This is a genomic window from Amycolatopsis sp. NPDC057786, assembly GCF_042797905.1.
Lineage (GTDB): Bacteria > Actinomycetota > Actinomycetes > Mycobacteriales > Pseudonocardiaceae > Amycolatopsis.
Genome location: NZ_JBHVKW010000013.1, coordinates 72698 through 87867, shown reverse-complemented (window position 1 = coordinate 87867; position 15170 = coordinate 72698). Strand labels below are relative to the sequence as shown.

Sequence of the window (15170 nt, the reverse complement as noted above, 5' to 3'; positions counted from 1 at the left end):
CACAGCCTGTTGACAATCGAGGGAGCGTTCGTTGATCACGACCACTACGCGCCAGCACACTTTGCGGGATCATTTGCCCGGACGTCACACCGTCCGCGCCGCCAGCTCGGTCGAGCACCAGGCCATGCTCGCTTCCCGTCTCACGGTCCGCGATAAGTGGCTCCTGGCCCTGCTGCACGAGCACCGGGTCCTGACCAGCTTCCAGATCCAGGACGCGGCGTTCCCCTCAGGGCGGTCGGCACGCCAGCGGGTGCTCGACCTCTACCTCTGGCGTGCGATCTCCCGCTTCCAGCCGTTCCAGCAACTCGGCTCCGCGCCGATGCACTACGTCCTCGGCCCGGCCGGCGCCGCCGTGCTCGCCGCCGAACACGGCCTCGAGGTCAAGGAACTCGGCTACCGGCACGACCGCGCCATGGCCATCGCCCACAACCAGCGCCTCGCCCACACCGTCGGCGTCAACGACTTCTTCACCTCTCTCATCGCCCGCACCCGCCACACCAAGGCCGACGAAGCGGTGACGGCCTGGTGGTCGGAATCCCGCTGCGCCCGTCACTTCGGCGACCTCGTCATCCCCGACGGCTACGGCCGCTGGCGCACCCACCACCACGGCACCACGAAGGAGGTGGAGTGGTTCCTCGAATTCGACACCGGAACCGAATCCCTCACCAAGGTCGGCCGCAAGCTGGCCGGATACGCGCGGCTGGCCGAGTCCACCGGTATTGCCACCCCTGTGCTGGTGTGGCTGCCGACCACCCGCCGTGAAGCCGGTGCCCGCACCGCCCTGGCCCGCGTCCATGCCGGACTCGACGCCCCTCGCACGGTGCCGGTGGCCACCGCCGCGGCCGACCTGCTCGACCCCGCCTCGCCGCATCCGAGCCCGGCCGAGGCGGTCTGGCTACCACTGACCTCGGCCCGCACCGATCGTGCTGGCCCGCGCTACAGCCTCGCCGACCTCGCCGACGCCTGGCCCGGCCTGAAACCTCCGGCTGGCCCCGGCACCGAGGACGGTGACGGCGAGGCCGCCGCGGCGGCCTCGCCGTACCGGCTGCCACCACCGAGTCCGATCCCACCGCGGGCAACGCCGAACCGGATCGCGCGCGGCGAGAACTGACCTGGCAGCGCCAACTCGTCCGCAACGCGTCCCGTTGCCACCTATCGCCGTGAAAGGAGCGCGATCCAGCCATGGGAAGCAAACTCGGGGCCGCCGTCGCCGCCGTGATCCTCGCCATTCCGTTGCTCATCGGCGCCGGTGTCGCCGGCATCGTCAGCTCGTTGTCCGGCGGCAACGGCGCGAGTTCGCTGATCTGCACACCCGACGGGGCGATGACCGGCACGGTGACGGGCCTGACCGCCGAGCAGATGGGCAACGCCGCCACCATCGTCGCGGTCGGCAGACAGATGGCGATACCCGAGCCGGGCTGGGTGGTCGCGATCGCCGCCGCGATGCAGGAATCCAAGCTCCGTAACCTGCACTACGGCGACCGAGACTCCCTCGGACTTTTCCAGCAACGCCCCTCGATGGGCTGGGGCACCCCGCAACAGATCACCACACCGACCTACGCGGCGGCAAAGTTCTTCGAGCGCCTCAATGCCACACCGAACTGGCAGAGCATGAGCGTCAACGACGCCGCACAGACCGTGCAGGGCTCAGGGTTTCCCAATGCTTACGCACAGCACGAGGACAAGGCGCGTGCGGTCGTCGCGGCTGTGTCCGGGGTGCACTGTCAGCCCGCCCCCGCTACGGCCGGAACTGGCGACTGCAACAACATCCAGGCGCCGAACGCCGCCGCGATGACTGCCATCAACTACGCGTGCGGGCAACGAGGGTTGCCGTATGTGTGGGGCGGCAACGGTCCGTTGAACGGTGACAGCGGATTCGACTGCTCAGGCCTGACCAAGGCCGCCTACAACGCGGCCGGAATCTCGCTTCCCCGCACCGCACACACTCAATACCACGCCGGACCACGAGTACCCGACGGGCAACTCCTGCCGGGCGACCTCGTCTTCTACGGCACACCCTCGAAAATCCGGCACGTCGGACTCTATATCGGGGCCGGGAAGATGGTGAACGCCCCGGACTTCGGCCAAGTCGTGCGAATCGACGACTACCGCCATCCCGGCGACGACTACACGGGCGCCACACGGCCCGCACAGTGATCTCGCTGCAAGCGAGCTCTGTTGCCCGCGCGGATCTTGTGCCTCAAGTCGCAGTACAAAGCAGCCTTCGAGGTCGGCGGATCGTACGCGTGGCTTTACTTTCGGCTGGTTCATAACGCCATCCACGCTTGACCTGTCGCGAATGTCAAATGCGCGCCGTCGTTACCGTCCGAGGCTATCGCCGAAAATTCCCGATCCCGTGATATTACACGGATGCGTCGAGTCAAAACCTATACCTGGCTTGACATCCCGACGTGTATGGAGCGTCCCTGGACATGTCATAGCGCGGATCGCGCACCGCATCGCCAAAGGATGTGTCTCTTATGGACGGAACACGCGCAACCGTTCCCGGCTGTGCCGCGGCACTTCCGGTGTTACCGGAGGGCGAGGTGTGGGTGGCGATGCCGTACAAACCGGCATTCCCCGGCATCATCCCCGCCGACGAGACACCACCGGGCGTCATCGAGGACCAGACCCGCTTCCCCGCCCTGCACAACCTAAACAACGACGCTGAGGTCGGACTGCGGTGCCGCCCTACCGTCGCGCGCTGGATCGGGATCCATCTGGAATCCTTCTACAGCAACGCCGACTACCGCTTCACCTGGCATGGGGACGCCCTGAAAATCCACGACGGCGGCCCCTGGGGCGAAGCCTACGGTTCACCGCCGCGCGTAATCCGTCCCGGGGACGACGGCCGCTACGAGATCCGTGACCTGTGGTACCCCGTCGCCCCGGCGGCGGTCGGCGAGCTGTATCAGCGGCACCCTGACGCACTGGTCACGCTGGCACGCGACGACACCCCGGCCCCCGTCCCGCACATGGTGGCGTACCTGACCGATCATCCCGGTGCGCAGTCGTCGTTACGACGCAACATCGAGACCGCGCTGGCGAAACTCGCCACTGACCTGGACCGGTGACCACCGATGACAGCGGTGGTCACCGCCTACGACATCCCCGAGATCCGGGCCCGCATGACCGAATGGACCCGGGACCCCGGCCTGGACGGCGCGGGCAACTGGTACCGGTTCTTCGTCGGCCCCCGGCCCGAGGACTCGGCGGGAGAGCCCGCGTTCCCGCCGCTGGACGACGTCGGCGCCACGATCGCGGACACACTCCGCGCCCAGATCCCGGCCGCCGAACTGTTCTACGTCTCCGCCAACCTGACCGACCTCGCCAGCCACGCCGCGACCACGCTGGCCGACTACCGCCTCCACCCCGAAGACCTGCCCGCCCCCGTGGGACTCATGGTCTACGAACACCCACCCGTCACCCAGACCGCCAACGCACTACACAACGACGTCTCCCTCGTGTCGTGGGGGCCAGGGCGTGGCGGCCTGTGGGTGCAGACCTGGGGCACCATCCCCGATCCCCTGCCAACAGCGGTCGACGTGGGCCGCAAGCTCGCCCGGCTACCCCGCGACCACGCCCTGTCCCAGATGCGGAAAGCCGCCGCGCTGAACCCGCCGCTACCCGCCCTGGACAACAAACCCGCCAGCCACGACGACGCCGTCGACCAAGCCGCCAAACACCTCCTGGCCACATTCACGAGCAATACCGAACGCGCACCGATCCCGCCGAGTTTCTCCCCGCCACACGGCTACCAATGGTGCGGCCTCACCCCCATGACGTTCACCGACATGAAGGGCTGGCCCAGCGCACTGACCGAAGGCACCTCCGCCGCCACGATCGACGCGCAGCTCGCCCTGCAGCGCACCATCCTCACCACCTGGCTCCTGATGGGCCAGACCCTCGTGCGTTCCGAACGGATAGCCGCGCCCCGCGCCGCCCGCCGCCGCATCGAACGCTACGACCCCGCCCTCAATCAGGGCATCCGGCTGGTCGACCTGCGCCGCGCCCGCACCACACCCGCCGACCGCCACAGCGACGCCTTCGGCCAAGGCACACGCGAGTACCACCACAGCTGGATCGTTCGCGGCCACTGGCGCAACCAGTACTACCGCAGCCGAGACGACCATCGCCCCATCTGGATCGCCGACCACCTCGCCGGACCAGAAGACAAACCCCTCATCGGCGGCGAACGCGTCCACGTCCTGCGCCGCTAACCCGGACACAGCCACCCGCAGTGACACGAGCGGGCCGCGACTGTCCACAACAGACGACCTGCACCCGCAGGCGATTGAAAAACAATGGGAAAGGAACCCGCATAATGACCACCACAGAAAGCATCGGCACCCCGGTGACCCAACCAACTCCGGCCCCCGTGGCGATCGTGGGCGATTTTCACGACGACACCGCCGAGCTGCCGCTCCGGGACATCGCCGCCCGCATCCGCGAGGACCTCGTCGCGATCCAGGAAGACGACATGATCCACGCCGACGCGGAGTTCGCCGTCACGGCGGATGAATCCGGTCCGCAGAACCAGATCCGCATCACGATCACCGGACTGCCCCACAGCGACCACGGCACCGCCGACGCGCCGACCATGGACCTGACGCGGGACGTCTTCCGGTCGGCATTCGCACTCGCCAGCCACTACAACCGGTTCGTCAGCAGCCCCTACCAGCTGCGGTACCTCGTGGTCATCCAAGCCGTCCACAACAGCGGCACCGCCTACGCCGAAGGCGTCGGCGGCATCGGGCTCTGGGGCACGCTGCCCCAGACCTGACCTACCCGAAACGACAACATGCCCATTACGGGGCGCGGCCATTACGGGCCGCGCCCCGTAATGGGTCGTTAGCTACGGACACCGTCGCCTACACAGGGTGCCGCCCCCGGTTGCGTGACAACCGGGGCGGATCGCAAAACGCCCGAAGCACCCGACGGCGGCACCCACGCCTGGCCCGGTTCGTATAGGGGCAAACACTGAAACATGACGTGTCCACATGAGACACGTGTCTTGTTTGACGGATCGCTTGACAATGGCGCGGTGACGAAGCGTCCATAGACATGTAGCCCGAACAACCGGATGCGCACCGGCGGGCCAACGCCCCGGCCGGGGCATGACCATCCCATTCCATACCAACACATGGAGTCCGTCATGTCCCGCAAGAACCGCACCACCCGCACCGCCCCGATCCCCGACACCACCGACAGCGACCGCCACCTGCACGCCGTGTCCGATGCGCCCGGCACGCAGAACACGCCCACCACGGAAGACAAAGTGCTGACCGCGCTGACCGCCAATCCCGCCTCCACGACCGCCGCACTGGCGAAGGCCGCCGAAGTCGGCCGTTCGACCGCCGCGAAGATCCTGGCCCGCTGGGGACGCGACGGCACCGCTATCCGGACCGCCGGAGAGGGCCCGCGCAACCCCGACACATGGACGCTCGCCCCGTCGGACCGTGACACCACCGCACCCAATACCGACGACGCACAGCCGGACGCTCCGGCGGGCAACACCGCCGAAAGCAGCGAAGCGACGAAGACCGTATCCGACGCCGACGACGCCCCGAAATCCACCGCCACGGACACCGCCCAGGACGATGCCGGTCCGACTACTGCAGCCGACGACGCCGGAACCACTCCCTTGCCCGACACCGCACTGGAGGATCCGACGGACGGCGCGACCAAGCCCGAACGATCTGTGACGGGGTCGCCTGCGGCCACCGACACCGCCCGCCCGGACAAGGACCGACTGCCCAAGGGCGGGCTGCGAGCCATGGTGGAGGAGTACCTGACCGAACACCCGGGCGAGGACTTCGGGCCCGCCAAAATCGGCAAAGACCTCGGCCGTTCGGGCGGCGCGGTCAACAACGCCCTGGAGAAGCTCGTCGCCGACGGGTACGCGCGCAAAACCTGCGAGGCACCGAAGCGGTTCGCCATCAACCCGGACAAGACCGACGTCCCGAACACGAGCGACGATGCCACCGAGCCCGCGCTGAAATCCTGACGCCCGCCCGCCTAGTCCGCGCGCAGGACCGCCCCTTGGGCAACCGGTCCTGCGCGCGGACTTCTCATAACTCCGGCGCGCTGGTCCAGCCCCCGTTAGCGCCGCGATCGCCTACGCCACGGGTTAAGCGGGCGATGGCCAGCGATAATCTCCGCCGCGCCCGTCCGGTATGGCAGTGGCACTATTCCGGCCGCCCCCTGGCGGCATCGTTCCCCGCCCTACGGGCACGAACGTGGTTGTTTCTTTTCTTGCCCCATACCGTCGATGGGCCGCATCCCATGCACTGGCGACAGCGGCCGGGGGCCTGTCGGGCTACGCGTCGATGATGGCGTGCAGCAGGGCGCAGGTTTCGGCGTCGGTGGAGTAGAGCACGGTGCCCGCCGTGGCGCGAGTGAGCAGAACGCGGTAGGTACGGCGCACCCATAAGTCGACGTCGGCGGCCATCGCGCCGTCGAGGGCGCCGTCGCGGGTGGCGGCGGGGTCGGTGATCCACCGGTCGTCGCGCCACAGGAGGTCGGGGCCGAGGATGACGCCGCCGTAGTCGTACTCGAAGCCTTGCGCGCTGTAGACGTTGCCGATCTGGCCGGCGCCCGCGGGATCGATCGCCCACAATGGCGAGGGCGGCAGCCCGTTGACCGAGCGCTGGCCCTTCACACTCCACGGGCGCCGCCAGTCGCCGATCACGATGTCCCCGACCAACGGATTTCCTGGACTCGCGTCGCTCCACGGCCAGCACAACCCGGCCGTGATCCGGGCGCTCGCCCCGACCTCGGTCTTCGGACGCAGCAACCGCTCCAGCTCGCCGGGGCTGTCGGCCACCCGCAACTCGAACCGCAGCGCGGAGCCCTTGCCCTCGCTCCAGGAGGTCGGCGGGCTGAGTGGGTCGTCGAGGCCGAGTAGGCGACGGACCCAGCTGTCGTAGCGGACGTTGTGATGGCGGTGCTGGCTCGTCAGCTCGGCGATGTGCACGGTGGTGCCGCAGGCTCGGGCGGCTGTCGCGAGGTAGTCGCGGGTGCCGATTTGCCCGGGACGGATCGCCTGGTCCTCGTCGAGGAGGAACACCACGACACGGGCGGTCTCGAGCAGCTGTGCGGCCTGAGTACGGTCGCTGCGGCGCGAGACAGGGGTGTAGCGGGTGTTCGAAGTGGCCCGCAGTTGGTGCGCGTCGTCGCACACCAGCAGGTCCAGCCCGTCGAGCTCGGTGGCGGTGCCGAAGTACTGGAAGAGCTTCTGGGTGACGCGGGAGCCGTGTCCGGCGGTCTTGCGCAGCGCGGTGGTGAACGCCTGCGAGCCGGTGGCGTGCCGTGCCCGATAGCCGGCGCGCAGGGCCTCGCCGAGCAAAGTCAGCGCGAGGGCGCTCTTGCCCGTGCCCGCGGCGCCGGCGACCACCACGACGGCCCTCGGGCCGTCCTCGTCGGCGAGGCACCGTCGCACGTGGTCGAGGACGGTTTCCTGATCGTCGGACAGGGCGAACACGTCGACGTGGGTGAGTGAGCGGGCCGCGAGGTCGAACAGCGTGGGCGCCGCGGGGCGCGAGGGGGATCCTGCGGTCGGCATGATGAGTTCGGTCCTCCTCACTGGTGAGACGAACGTGCGTCAGGGTCTCAGGGACTTCGGCCAACACCCGCGGCTTGGACGTGCGGTGGAGAGTGTGGTCATCGCGGCTCTGCTTCGACGGTCGTGTTCGGGTCGGCCGAGGTCTGGTGGCCGGGACGAATCCAGCGGTGAGTGTCCGGGTCCCAGGTCGCGGTGGCCATCAGGCGGTTGAGGTCGGGGAGCCCGTCCCCGTACGTCCAGCCGAACTCAAAGCATTCGACCGCGCCGGGCCATCGCCCAGACCAGGTGTCTCGCGGGCATGAGCACGCTTCGTCGTGACCTGTGCGCTGCAGTCCGGTGGCCAGACAGCGCGCCACGGGACACCACTCGACGTGGATGTGGCCGATCTTGGTGTGGCAACTTGGGCAGGACGGTTGCAATGGCCCACGAGGGCGTAACCAACGCGGGGGCGGGGTGGTCATGCGGACCTCCCGGTCGGGTCGTGCTGGCTTTCGAAGTGCTCGTTCCACAACTGTGTCTCGGCGCCCGCGTGCGTGTAGGGCGGACGCGCATTGGGGTTGGCTAGCAGGTGGTGCTGCGCGAAGACCAGTCCGGCTCCGGAGGTGATGGCCTCGGCGATGCGCAGGTGCATGCGTGCCCAGTCGAGGCAGCGCCGGTATTCGTCCTGGTCTACGGCGCGGCTGCTCAACGTCGGGTAGATCGCGCGAGCCCGGGCGAAGAGGGCCTCGGCGGCGGCGCAGTGCTCGGCGGCACTACGTGGCTCCGCCGCCTTTGTGGCGGCGGTCGGATCGGTGGGGCCGGTGTTCGGTGGCATGGCGTCTTTCTCCTTCAGGTTATCGTTGGAACGCGGGGTCAGTAGGTGGTGAGCACCGCGCGGGCGCGGGAGTCGTCCAGCACCGGGCGCGTGGTGTGGCGCTCGTCGTCGGCGATGCGGACCCGTATGCCGAAGCGGGGCGGCCCGCCGGACGCGTCGGTCCATCCGTAGAGGGCCGGTAGCTGCGCGAGCGCGTGTGCGGTGGCTGAGGCGGCGGGGTCACCGTCGCGGTAGCCGAAGACCTCGAATGCCAGCTCCACGGCCGTCTCGTCGGCGGTGACGGCGTAGCGCAGGTGCGGTGGTAGCTGTGCCCGGAGCTCGGTGAGGGCGGCGGGTTCGCCCGGGCCGGGTGGTCCTGTGACATCAGCGAGGATCCGCAGTCCGAGCTGGGTTAGGTCGTGTTGATAGGTGTCGCCCAGCAATGGGCCGTAGCGGCGGGCGGTGGTGTCGGCGGCGTCGATCCCGGTGTAGCCGCAGCTGTCGCGCATGTGCGGGAAGGCCAGTGGTGTCTCGTCGGGTCCGGGTGGGATGTACTCGTCGGCGCGCAGCGACCACCGGTCACCTCGTCGCGCGGTCCACACCGCGTCAGTGTCGAAGGCATACACGTAGTCGGTGCCGTGGCTGGTGGGCCAGGGCCACGGCCACGCATGGTTTCCGAGCGTCACCTCGCCGGCCTCGTGGATCTCGGCGGTACGCAGGAAGAGGGCGACGAGGGTGATGAATCCGCCCGCGGACCGGGCTCGCGTGATCTCGTCGAGCCAGCGGCCGTTGCGGGTGCCGAGGCGAACGGATCCGAGCCAGTCGGCGTCCGGGCCGCGCCCGAGGTAGAAGTCGTGCGTCGTGCTGCTCATCGGGCGTCACCGCCGATGATGGGCATGTCGGCGGGTTTCTCTCGCATCAGCGGCATCGGCACCGACGGTGGCGCGGCCGGATCACGCAGCCACGCGTACAAATCGGGCGGCCCGAGCGGGTCGTCGCCCTCGGGAAACCACGGGTTGCGCGGGTCGATACGGTGCCAGCGGACACCGCCGCCCACCGTGGCGAACACCGCGCCGTCGCGGGGGTCGAAGGTGATGATCCAGCTGCTGTTGTGGCTGGAATACCACGGCCACGGCCAGCCGCCCTCGCACCGATACGCACGGCCGAGACGTTCCTCCTCCCACACATCGAAAGCGTCGGCCACGGCCGCGCGGAAGATGGCCTCGGTGGTCGCAGTTACCGCCAGCCGCGCAGGTGGAACGGCGAGGAAATTCTCGGGATAGCACTCCCCGTGCAGGGAGCCGATCCACTCCGCGTCCTCGCCCCGCCCGAGGTAGAAGTCGGTGGAGCTCGACATCGCCAGGTCCTCCTTATCGTGACGCATGGGGCTTCGGGCTCACGGGTGCCGGGACACAGGCGTACGGATCGGGCGGCGGATACGGCGGAGCGTCGCCGTCGTGGGTGGCGTCCTGATCGTGTTCGGTGGCGCGGCCGAGGATGTAGACGAGCACGATCACCGGGGTCCACGGCCCGGGCAGCATCACGGCCAGCACGGTCCACATGAGACGTTTCTTCCTGTCACGCATGATGTGTCGATCTTTCTGTAGTGCGGGGAAATGGTTGGTCAGCTGAAGGTGGGAATCGCGCCCAGCGTGCCGACGACCTCGGCCACGACGGCGGGCACGTCCATCACCACGAACACGGCGTAGCCGCCGAGTTCGGTGTTGGCGGTGGCCCCGACCCGGCTGCACAGCACCGCCTCGCAACGGCCGCTACTCCACTGCTCGAACGAGATCCCCGCCTCGGTGAGCATCCGCCACGCGGCCGGGCAATACAGGCGCAGTACCTCGGGCCACGCGCGCTCGGGCACGTCGAGCTCTCCGCAGACACCACCGCGACAGTCGACGCGCGACCGGTGAGGATGTAGCCCCAGTTCGGGTCGAATCGCTCGACCGGGCGATACCGTTTATCCCGTCCGGCCAGGGCGGGCAGGATCTCGCCCGCGTCGGGTTCGGCGTGACGGTAGAGGTCATGAGGAATAGGCAAGAACGTGGTCATTGTTGTCTGTCCTTTCTGGATTTATGAGGTCGCGGGGTTTGCGTCAGACCAGGTGTGTGCAGTCGGTGGCGGGTGTATCGGGCAGGCGGTGCACCGGGAGTGGGACCGCTGGTGCCGCACGGGGATCGCGCAGCCATCTCGCGAAGTCCGGCGGGCCGCACTGCAACGGCGGGCGCGGGTCTTCGGGGTCCAGGCGGTGCCAGCGGTCCCCACCACCCGCCGTCATATGCGCCGCACCGCCAAAGTGGGTGATGATCCAGTCGTTGCAGTGGCTGGACTCCCAGTCCCACGGCCACCCGTTTCGGGGTTCGTGCGCCGCGCCGAGTCCCCCGACCGCCCACATCAGCAACAGGTCCTTCACCGCCGTCCGGTAGGCCGACGTTCCTTGCGCGGTCAGCGTGGCGCGGCCGTGGGACAACTTGAGGAGGTTGTCGGGGTGGCAGGCGAACTGCAGGGAACCCAGCCATTGCGCGGTCAGTCCAGTGCCGAGGTAGAAGTCGGTGCGCGTAACCATCACGAAGTCCTCTCCTGGGCGGGCTTGCTGGGTCAGAGGTCCTCGCGGACGGGGCATCCAGGTGTGTGGCCAACGCCGGAGGTCAGCCCGGGCGGGCACGGCACCGAGGTGCCCGTGGCCCGTGCGTCGAGATAGCAGCCCAGCGCGGCAGGGTCGTTGGCCGCGATCAGCGGCACCTCGCCGCCGCACTCCGGGCACGGCCCGAGGACACGCAGGTCGTCCACCGTGCCGTTGTAACAGGTCAACCGGTACTCGGTGCCGCCGTCGGCGATGGTCACCCGAAACCAGTGCCACCCGCCGTGCTGGCGGTCGGGGTCATCGGTCACCGTCACCGCCGTCCTCGCCACACCGAACTCCTCGGCCACGTCACGCCCCAAGGCGCGACGGAGGGCGGCACGGTTGAGGTAGGCGGGATCACAGCCGACGTCAGAACCCGGGTCTTGTCGGCGGGCCCGGTCGAAGGCCTCGCGAGCGCGCCCGGCAAGCGTGGTACCTCGGCAAGCCGGAGGCCTCTCGCTGTGAAGAGTGATGCTGTGCCAGTCATTCTCGACGTTGTCGATGCCGCGAACAACGTCGGGCAGGTACAACACTCGACGGCCGTCGAAGGTGTATGCGCCGCCCACGTGGAGGTTCCTGCGCCGCCACGTCTTCCACGTCGCGAGGTCGTGATTGCACCCGGACACCGCTGGCCCGAAACCGCACATCGGCCATGCCTCAGCCAGGGTGTCCAGCGCGGCATAGAAGTCGGTCTCGGTGGCAGCGGTCAGGAATCGCCGTCCGACAGGCAGCAAGGCGACGGTCGCGGGATCTGGTGTCCCGTCCGGGTATGCGGATTCCAGGTAGCCGACGTACTGGGTCCCTGGACCCGTGCCGAGGAAGACCTCAACGCGGGAGACCTTGTGACTAATGCGGGGGCGCAGGCCTGTGAGGGTGGCGTTGATCGCGGTCATGTCGTCTCCTGGGTTTCCGTCGATGTCTATGGTGTGGTGGTGTCGGCACGGAGTGCCTGTGCGAGCGCGGGAATGCGAGTGAGCGCGTCATCGATCGGTATGGTCAGCGTGATGCTCACGAGATCGCCCCGTATGTAGGAGATGTGGGCGGGCGCGGGTGTCTGAAGGAAAGCACTTTCCAGTTGGTCGGCGATCTTGCGACGAGCTTTGTACTGGCGGGCTTGGGTTTTGAGGCGTTCGCGTCGGGCGGTCTGGGCGCGGTCGAGCCACTGGTGGAAGGCCGGGATCAGTCGCTGGTGGATGTGGGTCGCGACCTCGGTGGCCGGAGTACCGACGGCGAACGTGGCAAACGGGAGCGGGTCTCGGCGGTACCAGAGCCAAGGGTCGGCAAGTTCTCGCGGCACGTCCCCCGGAACCAGCCGGTAGCGCCACGCGCCCGGTCCTGGTACCGGCTTGAAGCCGACGCTAACTCCGGTGGCCAAGCACACGACGTCCGCGACCTGGTCTCGGGCTCGGCCACGGCCAACCGTCCACTTGCCCGGTAGCGCGGTCGCGACGCCGATCGCGGCGAGGGCCACCCGATCTTCTTTGCTGATGCGCGCGGGTTTGTCAGCCGTCTCGACTGCGGTCGTTGTCATGACAGGGGCTCCTTTCGGTGTCCCGCACGGAGTTCCGACGCGTGTGCGGAGTAGAGACAGTGCGGATGGTGGGCGGGGTCGCCGTGGAACTCGAACGGCGCGGTGTCGCAGAAGCGCTCCTCGGACTCGGGGTCGAGGTGGGCGCCGAGGTCGGCGAGGCCGGCGACTCGCGCGATGGGGACCCGCGGTGCCTCGCAGTCCGGGCACGGGCCGAGCAGCAGCCAGGACCACATCACGAACCCGGACAGGTCGGGGATGAAATACCAGCGGCGGCCGTCGTTGGTGACCTCGATCAAATCTCCCGGGGCGAGGGTGGCCCCGGTGCCGTAGTGGCGGTCCGGGTCGTCCCGCACGAGCACGGTGTCGGCACCGACGCCGAGCGCGGCCGCGATATGGCTTGTGGTGATCGCGCGGCGATTCCACGACGACCGGACACCGTGGCGATCGGCGAACGCGCGCGGCGCGATGGCGCGGTGAAGGCGGGTGACGGTGATCGCGCGGTCGGCCAGCGAGGCAGGTGTCCTGCTGGGTGTTTCGTCTGTGGTCATCACGACCACCCCAGCGCGTCGGTGACGGGCGCGGGCACGTATCCGACCTGGTCGCTCGCGCCTAGCCACACCACGGGCTGATCGGCGCGATCCTGGGTGCACACGACGCGCGCGAGAAGGTTTTCCAGGGGGTAGGCGGGCTGTGTCGCGAGCCGTACGGGGGCGGCGGGGTCGTAGTGGTCGAGGGCGGCGATCAGCTCGCCGACGGTGGCGATGGTGGTGTCGGTCATCGGTGGTCATCTCCAGTTCGCGGGTGGTTGTGGGCCCGGGCGGGGCGGGCATGAGGGGGAGGGTGTCCGCCCCGCCCGGGGTCTGTGGGTGGTTAGCGTGTGGCTCGTAGTGCGGCGGTGGCGGCTTGTCCGATGGCGCGGGCGGTGGCGGCGGGGTCGGTGAGGGTGTGCAGCGTGACGCCGTCCATCGGCTGATTGCGCGGGTCGTCGTCGGGTAGCAGCCACAGGACCGCGCACCCGGTGGCGCGCAAGCGATCGAGGAGCCGCTGGCCCGGTTCACGGGTCTGTTTTTCGAAGATGCCGTCGGAGATGATCACCAGGAGGCGGGCGGCGTTCGGGCGGGACAATTCCAGCGCACCGTCGAGGACCTCGGCGGCGTCGTCGATGGCGTGTCCGCCGTAACCGGTGGTGAATTCGGTGACCCGTGCGGGGGTGGTGCCGGGGTGAGTGATCGGTGTGATGCGGCCCGAGCCGAAGGTGACGGTCGCGGTGGTGGCGGGCACGTCGGTGTGGTGGGCGGCGTGGGCGAGGATCCACGCGGCCGAGGCGACCGGTTTCCTGTACGCCTTCATGGACCCGGTGACGTCGCAGGCGATGCCGAGCCGGAATGGTGGTGTGGGCACGGTTTTGCGGGTGGTGCGAGTGAAGGGTTCGGCGGTGGGGATGGCGCCCGCCGCGCGTTGCGCGGCGGCGGTCATCGCGCCGCGCACCCGGAGCCGTCCGGGTGGGATGGCCGAGGTGGTCGTGGTGATGGCGCGGTCACGCACTCCGGCGGTGGTCAGCGCGCGGGCCAGCTGTCGCGCGGCGGTGCGTTCGGCCGTGGTCGGGGGGCGGGTGCCCGTGATGTGGTTGGCGTTCGGGCTGGTCCCGCTCCCGAAGGTTTTGTTCGCCGCGCTGGCCGCGCTGGCGCGGGCGGCGTCCTCGGCGGCACGGGCCTCCATGGCGTCGGTGACGGGGTCGGTGGGCGCGGGGTCGGCGGCGGCCGAGTTGACGATGGCGATGGCGGCGGCGATGATGGCTTGCGCCAATGGTGACGGCGTACCGTTCCCGCTACCGGGCTGCGCGCCCGGGTCGGCTGCGCCGCGCTGGGGCGGCGGCTGGTCGGGGTCGTCGCCGAGGGCTTCGCACCAGCGGCGCCCGAGTTCGATCATGGCGGTGGCGTTGTCGTCGGCGACACGGTGCGCCGTACGCCAGATAGCCCGCAACTGGGCGAGGGTGTCGTCGCCGAGAATGCCGCGCACGACCCGTTCGGCCCGGGCGACTTCCCGACCGTTGAGGACACCGCCGTCCACACGTGCCAGCAGCAGCGCGGCGGACTGCGCGGCATCCTGTTTCGTCATGGTCGGTGCGGCGGCCGGGTCGTGGGCGCGGGTGTCGGCGAGGATGAGCTTCGTCGCGCTGCCACGCAGCCAGTACCGGTCCTGCGGGCGGCGCCGCAACTGTGCGGCCTCGATCCGGGACTCTTCCAACAGGATCGCGGCCGCCGCCGCGCCCGGTGGCGCCCCGGGAGGTTCACGCCATACCGAGTGTTTCGCGTGGGCGGATTCGTGGGTCAGCAGCCCCCATGCTGTGCGGTAGCGCTTGCGGTCCCCGACCCGGTGCGGTTCGACGGTGGCGGGGTCGACCCCGCTGGGGAGGTGGATTCCGTCGACTTCGATGGCGGCGAGGTCGGGGAAGAAACACGCTGGGGCGTCGTGTCCCGCACCGGGGGCGACGGTGACCACGAGGTCGTCGCGGTCGGCGATGGCGGGGACCTCGTCCCCGAACCGGGCCGACAGGGTCAGCCATCCCGGGGCGGACGGGAACACGGCGGTCGGCGTGGCGGCGGGTGCGGCGATGTGCGCGGTCATCGTTGTGTCCTTTCCGGACTGTCAC

At 69.1% G+C, this 15170-nt stretch carries 18 protein-coding genes; 6 read left to right on the top strand and 12 right to left on the bottom strand.

The features are described from left to right. The first annotated feature begins 31 nt into the window (after positions 1-31). The 6 genes from ACFVM3_RS11285 (at position 32) to ACFVM3_RS11260 (ending at position 6007) form a co-directional block, all read left to right on the top strand. A complete protein-coding gene (locus ACFVM3_RS11285; RefSeq protein ID WP_378437766.1) occupies positions 32-1111 on the top strand; it encodes a replication-relaxation family protein in 1080 nt (359 codons plus the stop codon). A 71-nt stretch (positions 1112-1182) separates the two neighbouring features. Continuing rightward, positions 1183-2157, top strand: coding sequence for a C40 family peptidase (locus ACFVM3_RS11280; RefSeq protein ID WP_378437764.1), 975 nt, complete (start codon positions 1183-1185; stop codon positions 2155-2157). Between the two features lie 323 nt (positions 2158-2480). Next, complete coding sequence (locus ACFVM3_RS11275) at positions 2481-3074, top strand: hypothetical protein (RefSeq protein WP_378437763.1); 594 nt, start codon at positions 2481-2483, stop codon at positions 3072-3074. A 6-nt stretch (positions 3075-3080) separates the two neighbouring features. Then, a complete protein-coding gene (locus ACFVM3_RS11270) occupies positions 3081-4220 on the top strand; it encodes a hypothetical protein (RefSeq protein WP_378437761.1) in 1140 nt (379 codons plus the stop codon). 104 nt (positions 4221-4324) lie between these two features. Next, entirely contained in the window at positions 4325-4783 is a 459-nt protein-coding gene (locus ACFVM3_RS11265; RefSeq protein WP_378437759.1) for a hypothetical protein, read from the top strand. A gap of 300 nt (positions 4784-5083) precedes the next feature. Then, on the top strand, positions 5084-6007 hold the full coding sequence (locus ACFVM3_RS11260) for a hypothetical protein (RefSeq protein WP_378437758.1): 924 nt from the start codon (positions 5084-5086) through the stop codon (positions 6005-6007). 312 nt (positions 6008-6319) lie between these two features. Here ACFVM3_RS11260 and ACFVM3_RS11255 read toward each other — a convergent pair whose 3' ends face one another. The 12 genes from ACFVM3_RS11255 to ACFVM3_RS11200 form a co-directional block, all read right to left on the bottom strand. Then, positions 6320-7564, bottom strand: coding sequence for a DNA/RNA helicase domain-containing protein (locus ACFVM3_RS11255; RefSeq protein WP_378437756.1), 1245 nt, complete (start codon positions 7562-7564; stop codon positions 6320-6322). Positions 7565-8021: 457 nt separating this feature from the next. Next, on the bottom strand, positions 8022-8378 hold the full coding sequence (locus ACFVM3_RS11250; protein WP_378437754.1) for a hypothetical protein: 357 nt from the start codon (positions 8376-8378) through the stop codon (positions 8022-8024). A gap of 38 nt (positions 8379-8416) precedes the next feature. After that, the gene (locus ACFVM3_RS11245) at positions 8417-9229 is read right to left on the bottom strand and encodes a hypothetical protein (RefSeq protein WP_378437753.1); all 813 of its coding nucleotides are present in this window, start codon (positions 9227-9229) and stop codon (positions 8417-8419) included. Next, positions 9226-9714, bottom strand: coding sequence for a hypothetical protein (locus ACFVM3_RS11240; protein WP_378437751.1), 489 nt, complete (start codon positions 9712-9714; stop codon positions 9226-9228). The genes ACFVM3_RS11245 and ACFVM3_RS11240 overlap by 4 nt, the downstream gene beginning before the upstream one ends. A gap of 13 nt (positions 9715-9727) precedes the next feature. Beyond that, positions 9728-9943, bottom strand: coding sequence for a hypothetical protein (locus tag ACFVM3_RS11235; protein WP_378437749.1), 216 nt, complete (start codon positions 9941-9943; stop codon positions 9728-9730). Between the two features lie 38 nt (positions 9944-9981). Then, a complete protein-coding gene (locus tag ACFVM3_RS11230; protein ID WP_378437748.1) occupies positions 9982-10227 on the bottom strand; it encodes a hypothetical protein in 246 nt (81 codons plus the stop codon). A 231-nt stretch (positions 10228-10458) separates the two neighbouring features. Continuing rightward, positions 10459-10929, bottom strand: coding sequence for a hypothetical protein (locus ACFVM3_RS11225; protein WP_378437746.1), 471 nt, complete (start codon positions 10927-10929; stop codon positions 10459-10461). 32 nt (positions 10930-10961) lie between these two features. Then, positions 10962-11879 carry a hypothetical protein gene (locus ACFVM3_RS11220; RefSeq protein ID WP_378437744.1) on the bottom strand — a complete coding sequence of 306 codons (918 nt, stop codon included), beginning with the start codon at positions 11877-11879 and terminating at the stop codon, positions 10962-10964. Positions 11880-11905: 26 nt separating this feature from the next. After that, a complete protein-coding gene (locus ACFVM3_RS11215) occupies positions 11906-12517 on the bottom strand; it encodes a hypothetical protein (protein ID WP_378437742.1) in 612 nt (203 codons plus the stop codon). Beyond that, positions 12514-13065 (bottom strand): hypothetical protein, encoded by a 552-nt coding sequence (locus ACFVM3_RS11210; RefSeq protein WP_378437740.1) that lies wholly within the window; start codon positions 13063-13065, stop codon positions 12514-12516. The genes ACFVM3_RS11215 and ACFVM3_RS11210 overlap by 4 nt, the downstream gene beginning before the upstream one ends. Further along, positions 13065-13295, bottom strand: coding sequence for a hypothetical protein (locus tag ACFVM3_RS11205; protein WP_378437739.1), 231 nt, complete (start codon positions 13293-13295; stop codon positions 13065-13067). Before ACFVM3_RS11205 ends, ACFVM3_RS11210 begins: the two co-directional genes overlap by 1 nt. Before the next feature lie 92 nt (positions 13296-13387). Next, positions 13388-15145, bottom strand: coding sequence for a VWA domain-containing protein (locus ACFVM3_RS11200; RefSeq protein ID WP_378437737.1), 1758 nt, complete (start codon positions 15143-15145; stop codon positions 13388-13390). Between the last annotated feature and the right edge of the window lie 25 nt (positions 15146-15170).

Bases quoted from the DNA above. Each gene is read 5' to 3' on its own strand.
- ACFVM3_RS11225 (WP_378437746.1), bottom strand. From the start codon at position 10,929: ATGGTTACGCGCACCGACTTCTACCTCGGCACTGGACTGACCGCGCAA.
- ACFVM3_RS11215 (WP_378437742.1), bottom strand. From the start codon at position 12,517: ATGACAACGACCGCAGTCGAGACGGCTGACAAACCCGCGCGCATCAGC.
- ACFVM3_RS11200 (WP_378437737.1), bottom strand. From the start codon at position 15,145: ATGACCGCGCACATCGCCGCACCCGCCGCCACGCCGACCGCCGTGTTC.
- ACFVM3_RS11240 (WP_378437751.1), bottom strand. From the start codon at position 9,714: ATGTCGAGCTCCACCGACTTCTACCTCGGGCGGGGCGAGGACGCGGAG.
- ACFVM3_RS11205 (WP_378437739.1), bottom strand. From the start codon at position 13,295: ATGACCGACACCACCATCGCCACCGTCGGCGAGCTGATCGCCGCCCTC.
- ACFVM3_RS11280 (WP_378437764.1), top strand. From the start codon at position 1,183: ATGGGAAGCAAACTCGGGGCCGCCGTCGCCGCCGTGATCCTCGCCATT.
- ACFVM3_RS11250 (WP_378437754.1), bottom strand. From the start codon at position 8,378: ATGCCACCGAACACCGGCCCCACCGATCCGACCGCCGCCACAAAGGCG.
- ACFVM3_RS11255 (WP_378437756.1), bottom strand. From the start codon at position 7,564: ATGCCGACCGCAGGATCCCCCTCGCGCCCCGCGGCGCCCACGCTGTTC.
- ACFVM3_RS11235 (WP_378437749.1), bottom strand. From the start codon at position 9,943: ATGCGTGACAGGAAGAAACGTCTCATGTGGACCGTGCTGGCCGTGATG.
- ACFVM3_RS11220 (WP_378437744.1), bottom strand. From the start codon at position 11,879: ATGACCGCGATCAACGCCACCCTCACAGGCCTGCGCCCCCGCATTAGT.
- ACFVM3_RS11245 (WP_378437753.1), bottom strand. From the start codon at position 9,229: ATGAGCAGCACGACGCACGACTTCTACCTCGGGCGCGGCCCGGACGCC.
- ACFVM3_RS11275 (WP_378437763.1), top strand. From the start codon at position 2,481: ATGGACGGAACACGCGCAACCGTTCCCGGCTGTGCCGCGGCACTTCCG.
- ACFVM3_RS11260 (WP_378437758.1), top strand. From the start codon at position 5,084: ATGCGCACCGGCGGGCCAACGCCCCGGCCGGGGCATGACCATCCCATT.
- ACFVM3_RS11270 (WP_378437761.1), top strand. From the start codon at position 3,081: ATGACAGCGGTGGTCACCGCCTACGACATCCCCGAGATCCGGGCCCGC.
- ACFVM3_RS11210 (WP_378437740.1), bottom strand. From the start codon at position 13,065: ATGACCACAGACGAAACACCCAGCAGGACACCTGCCTCGCTGGCCGAC.
- ACFVM3_RS11265 (WP_378437759.1), top strand. From the start codon at position 4,325: ATGACCACCACAGAAAGCATCGGCACCCCGGTGACCCAACCAACTCCG.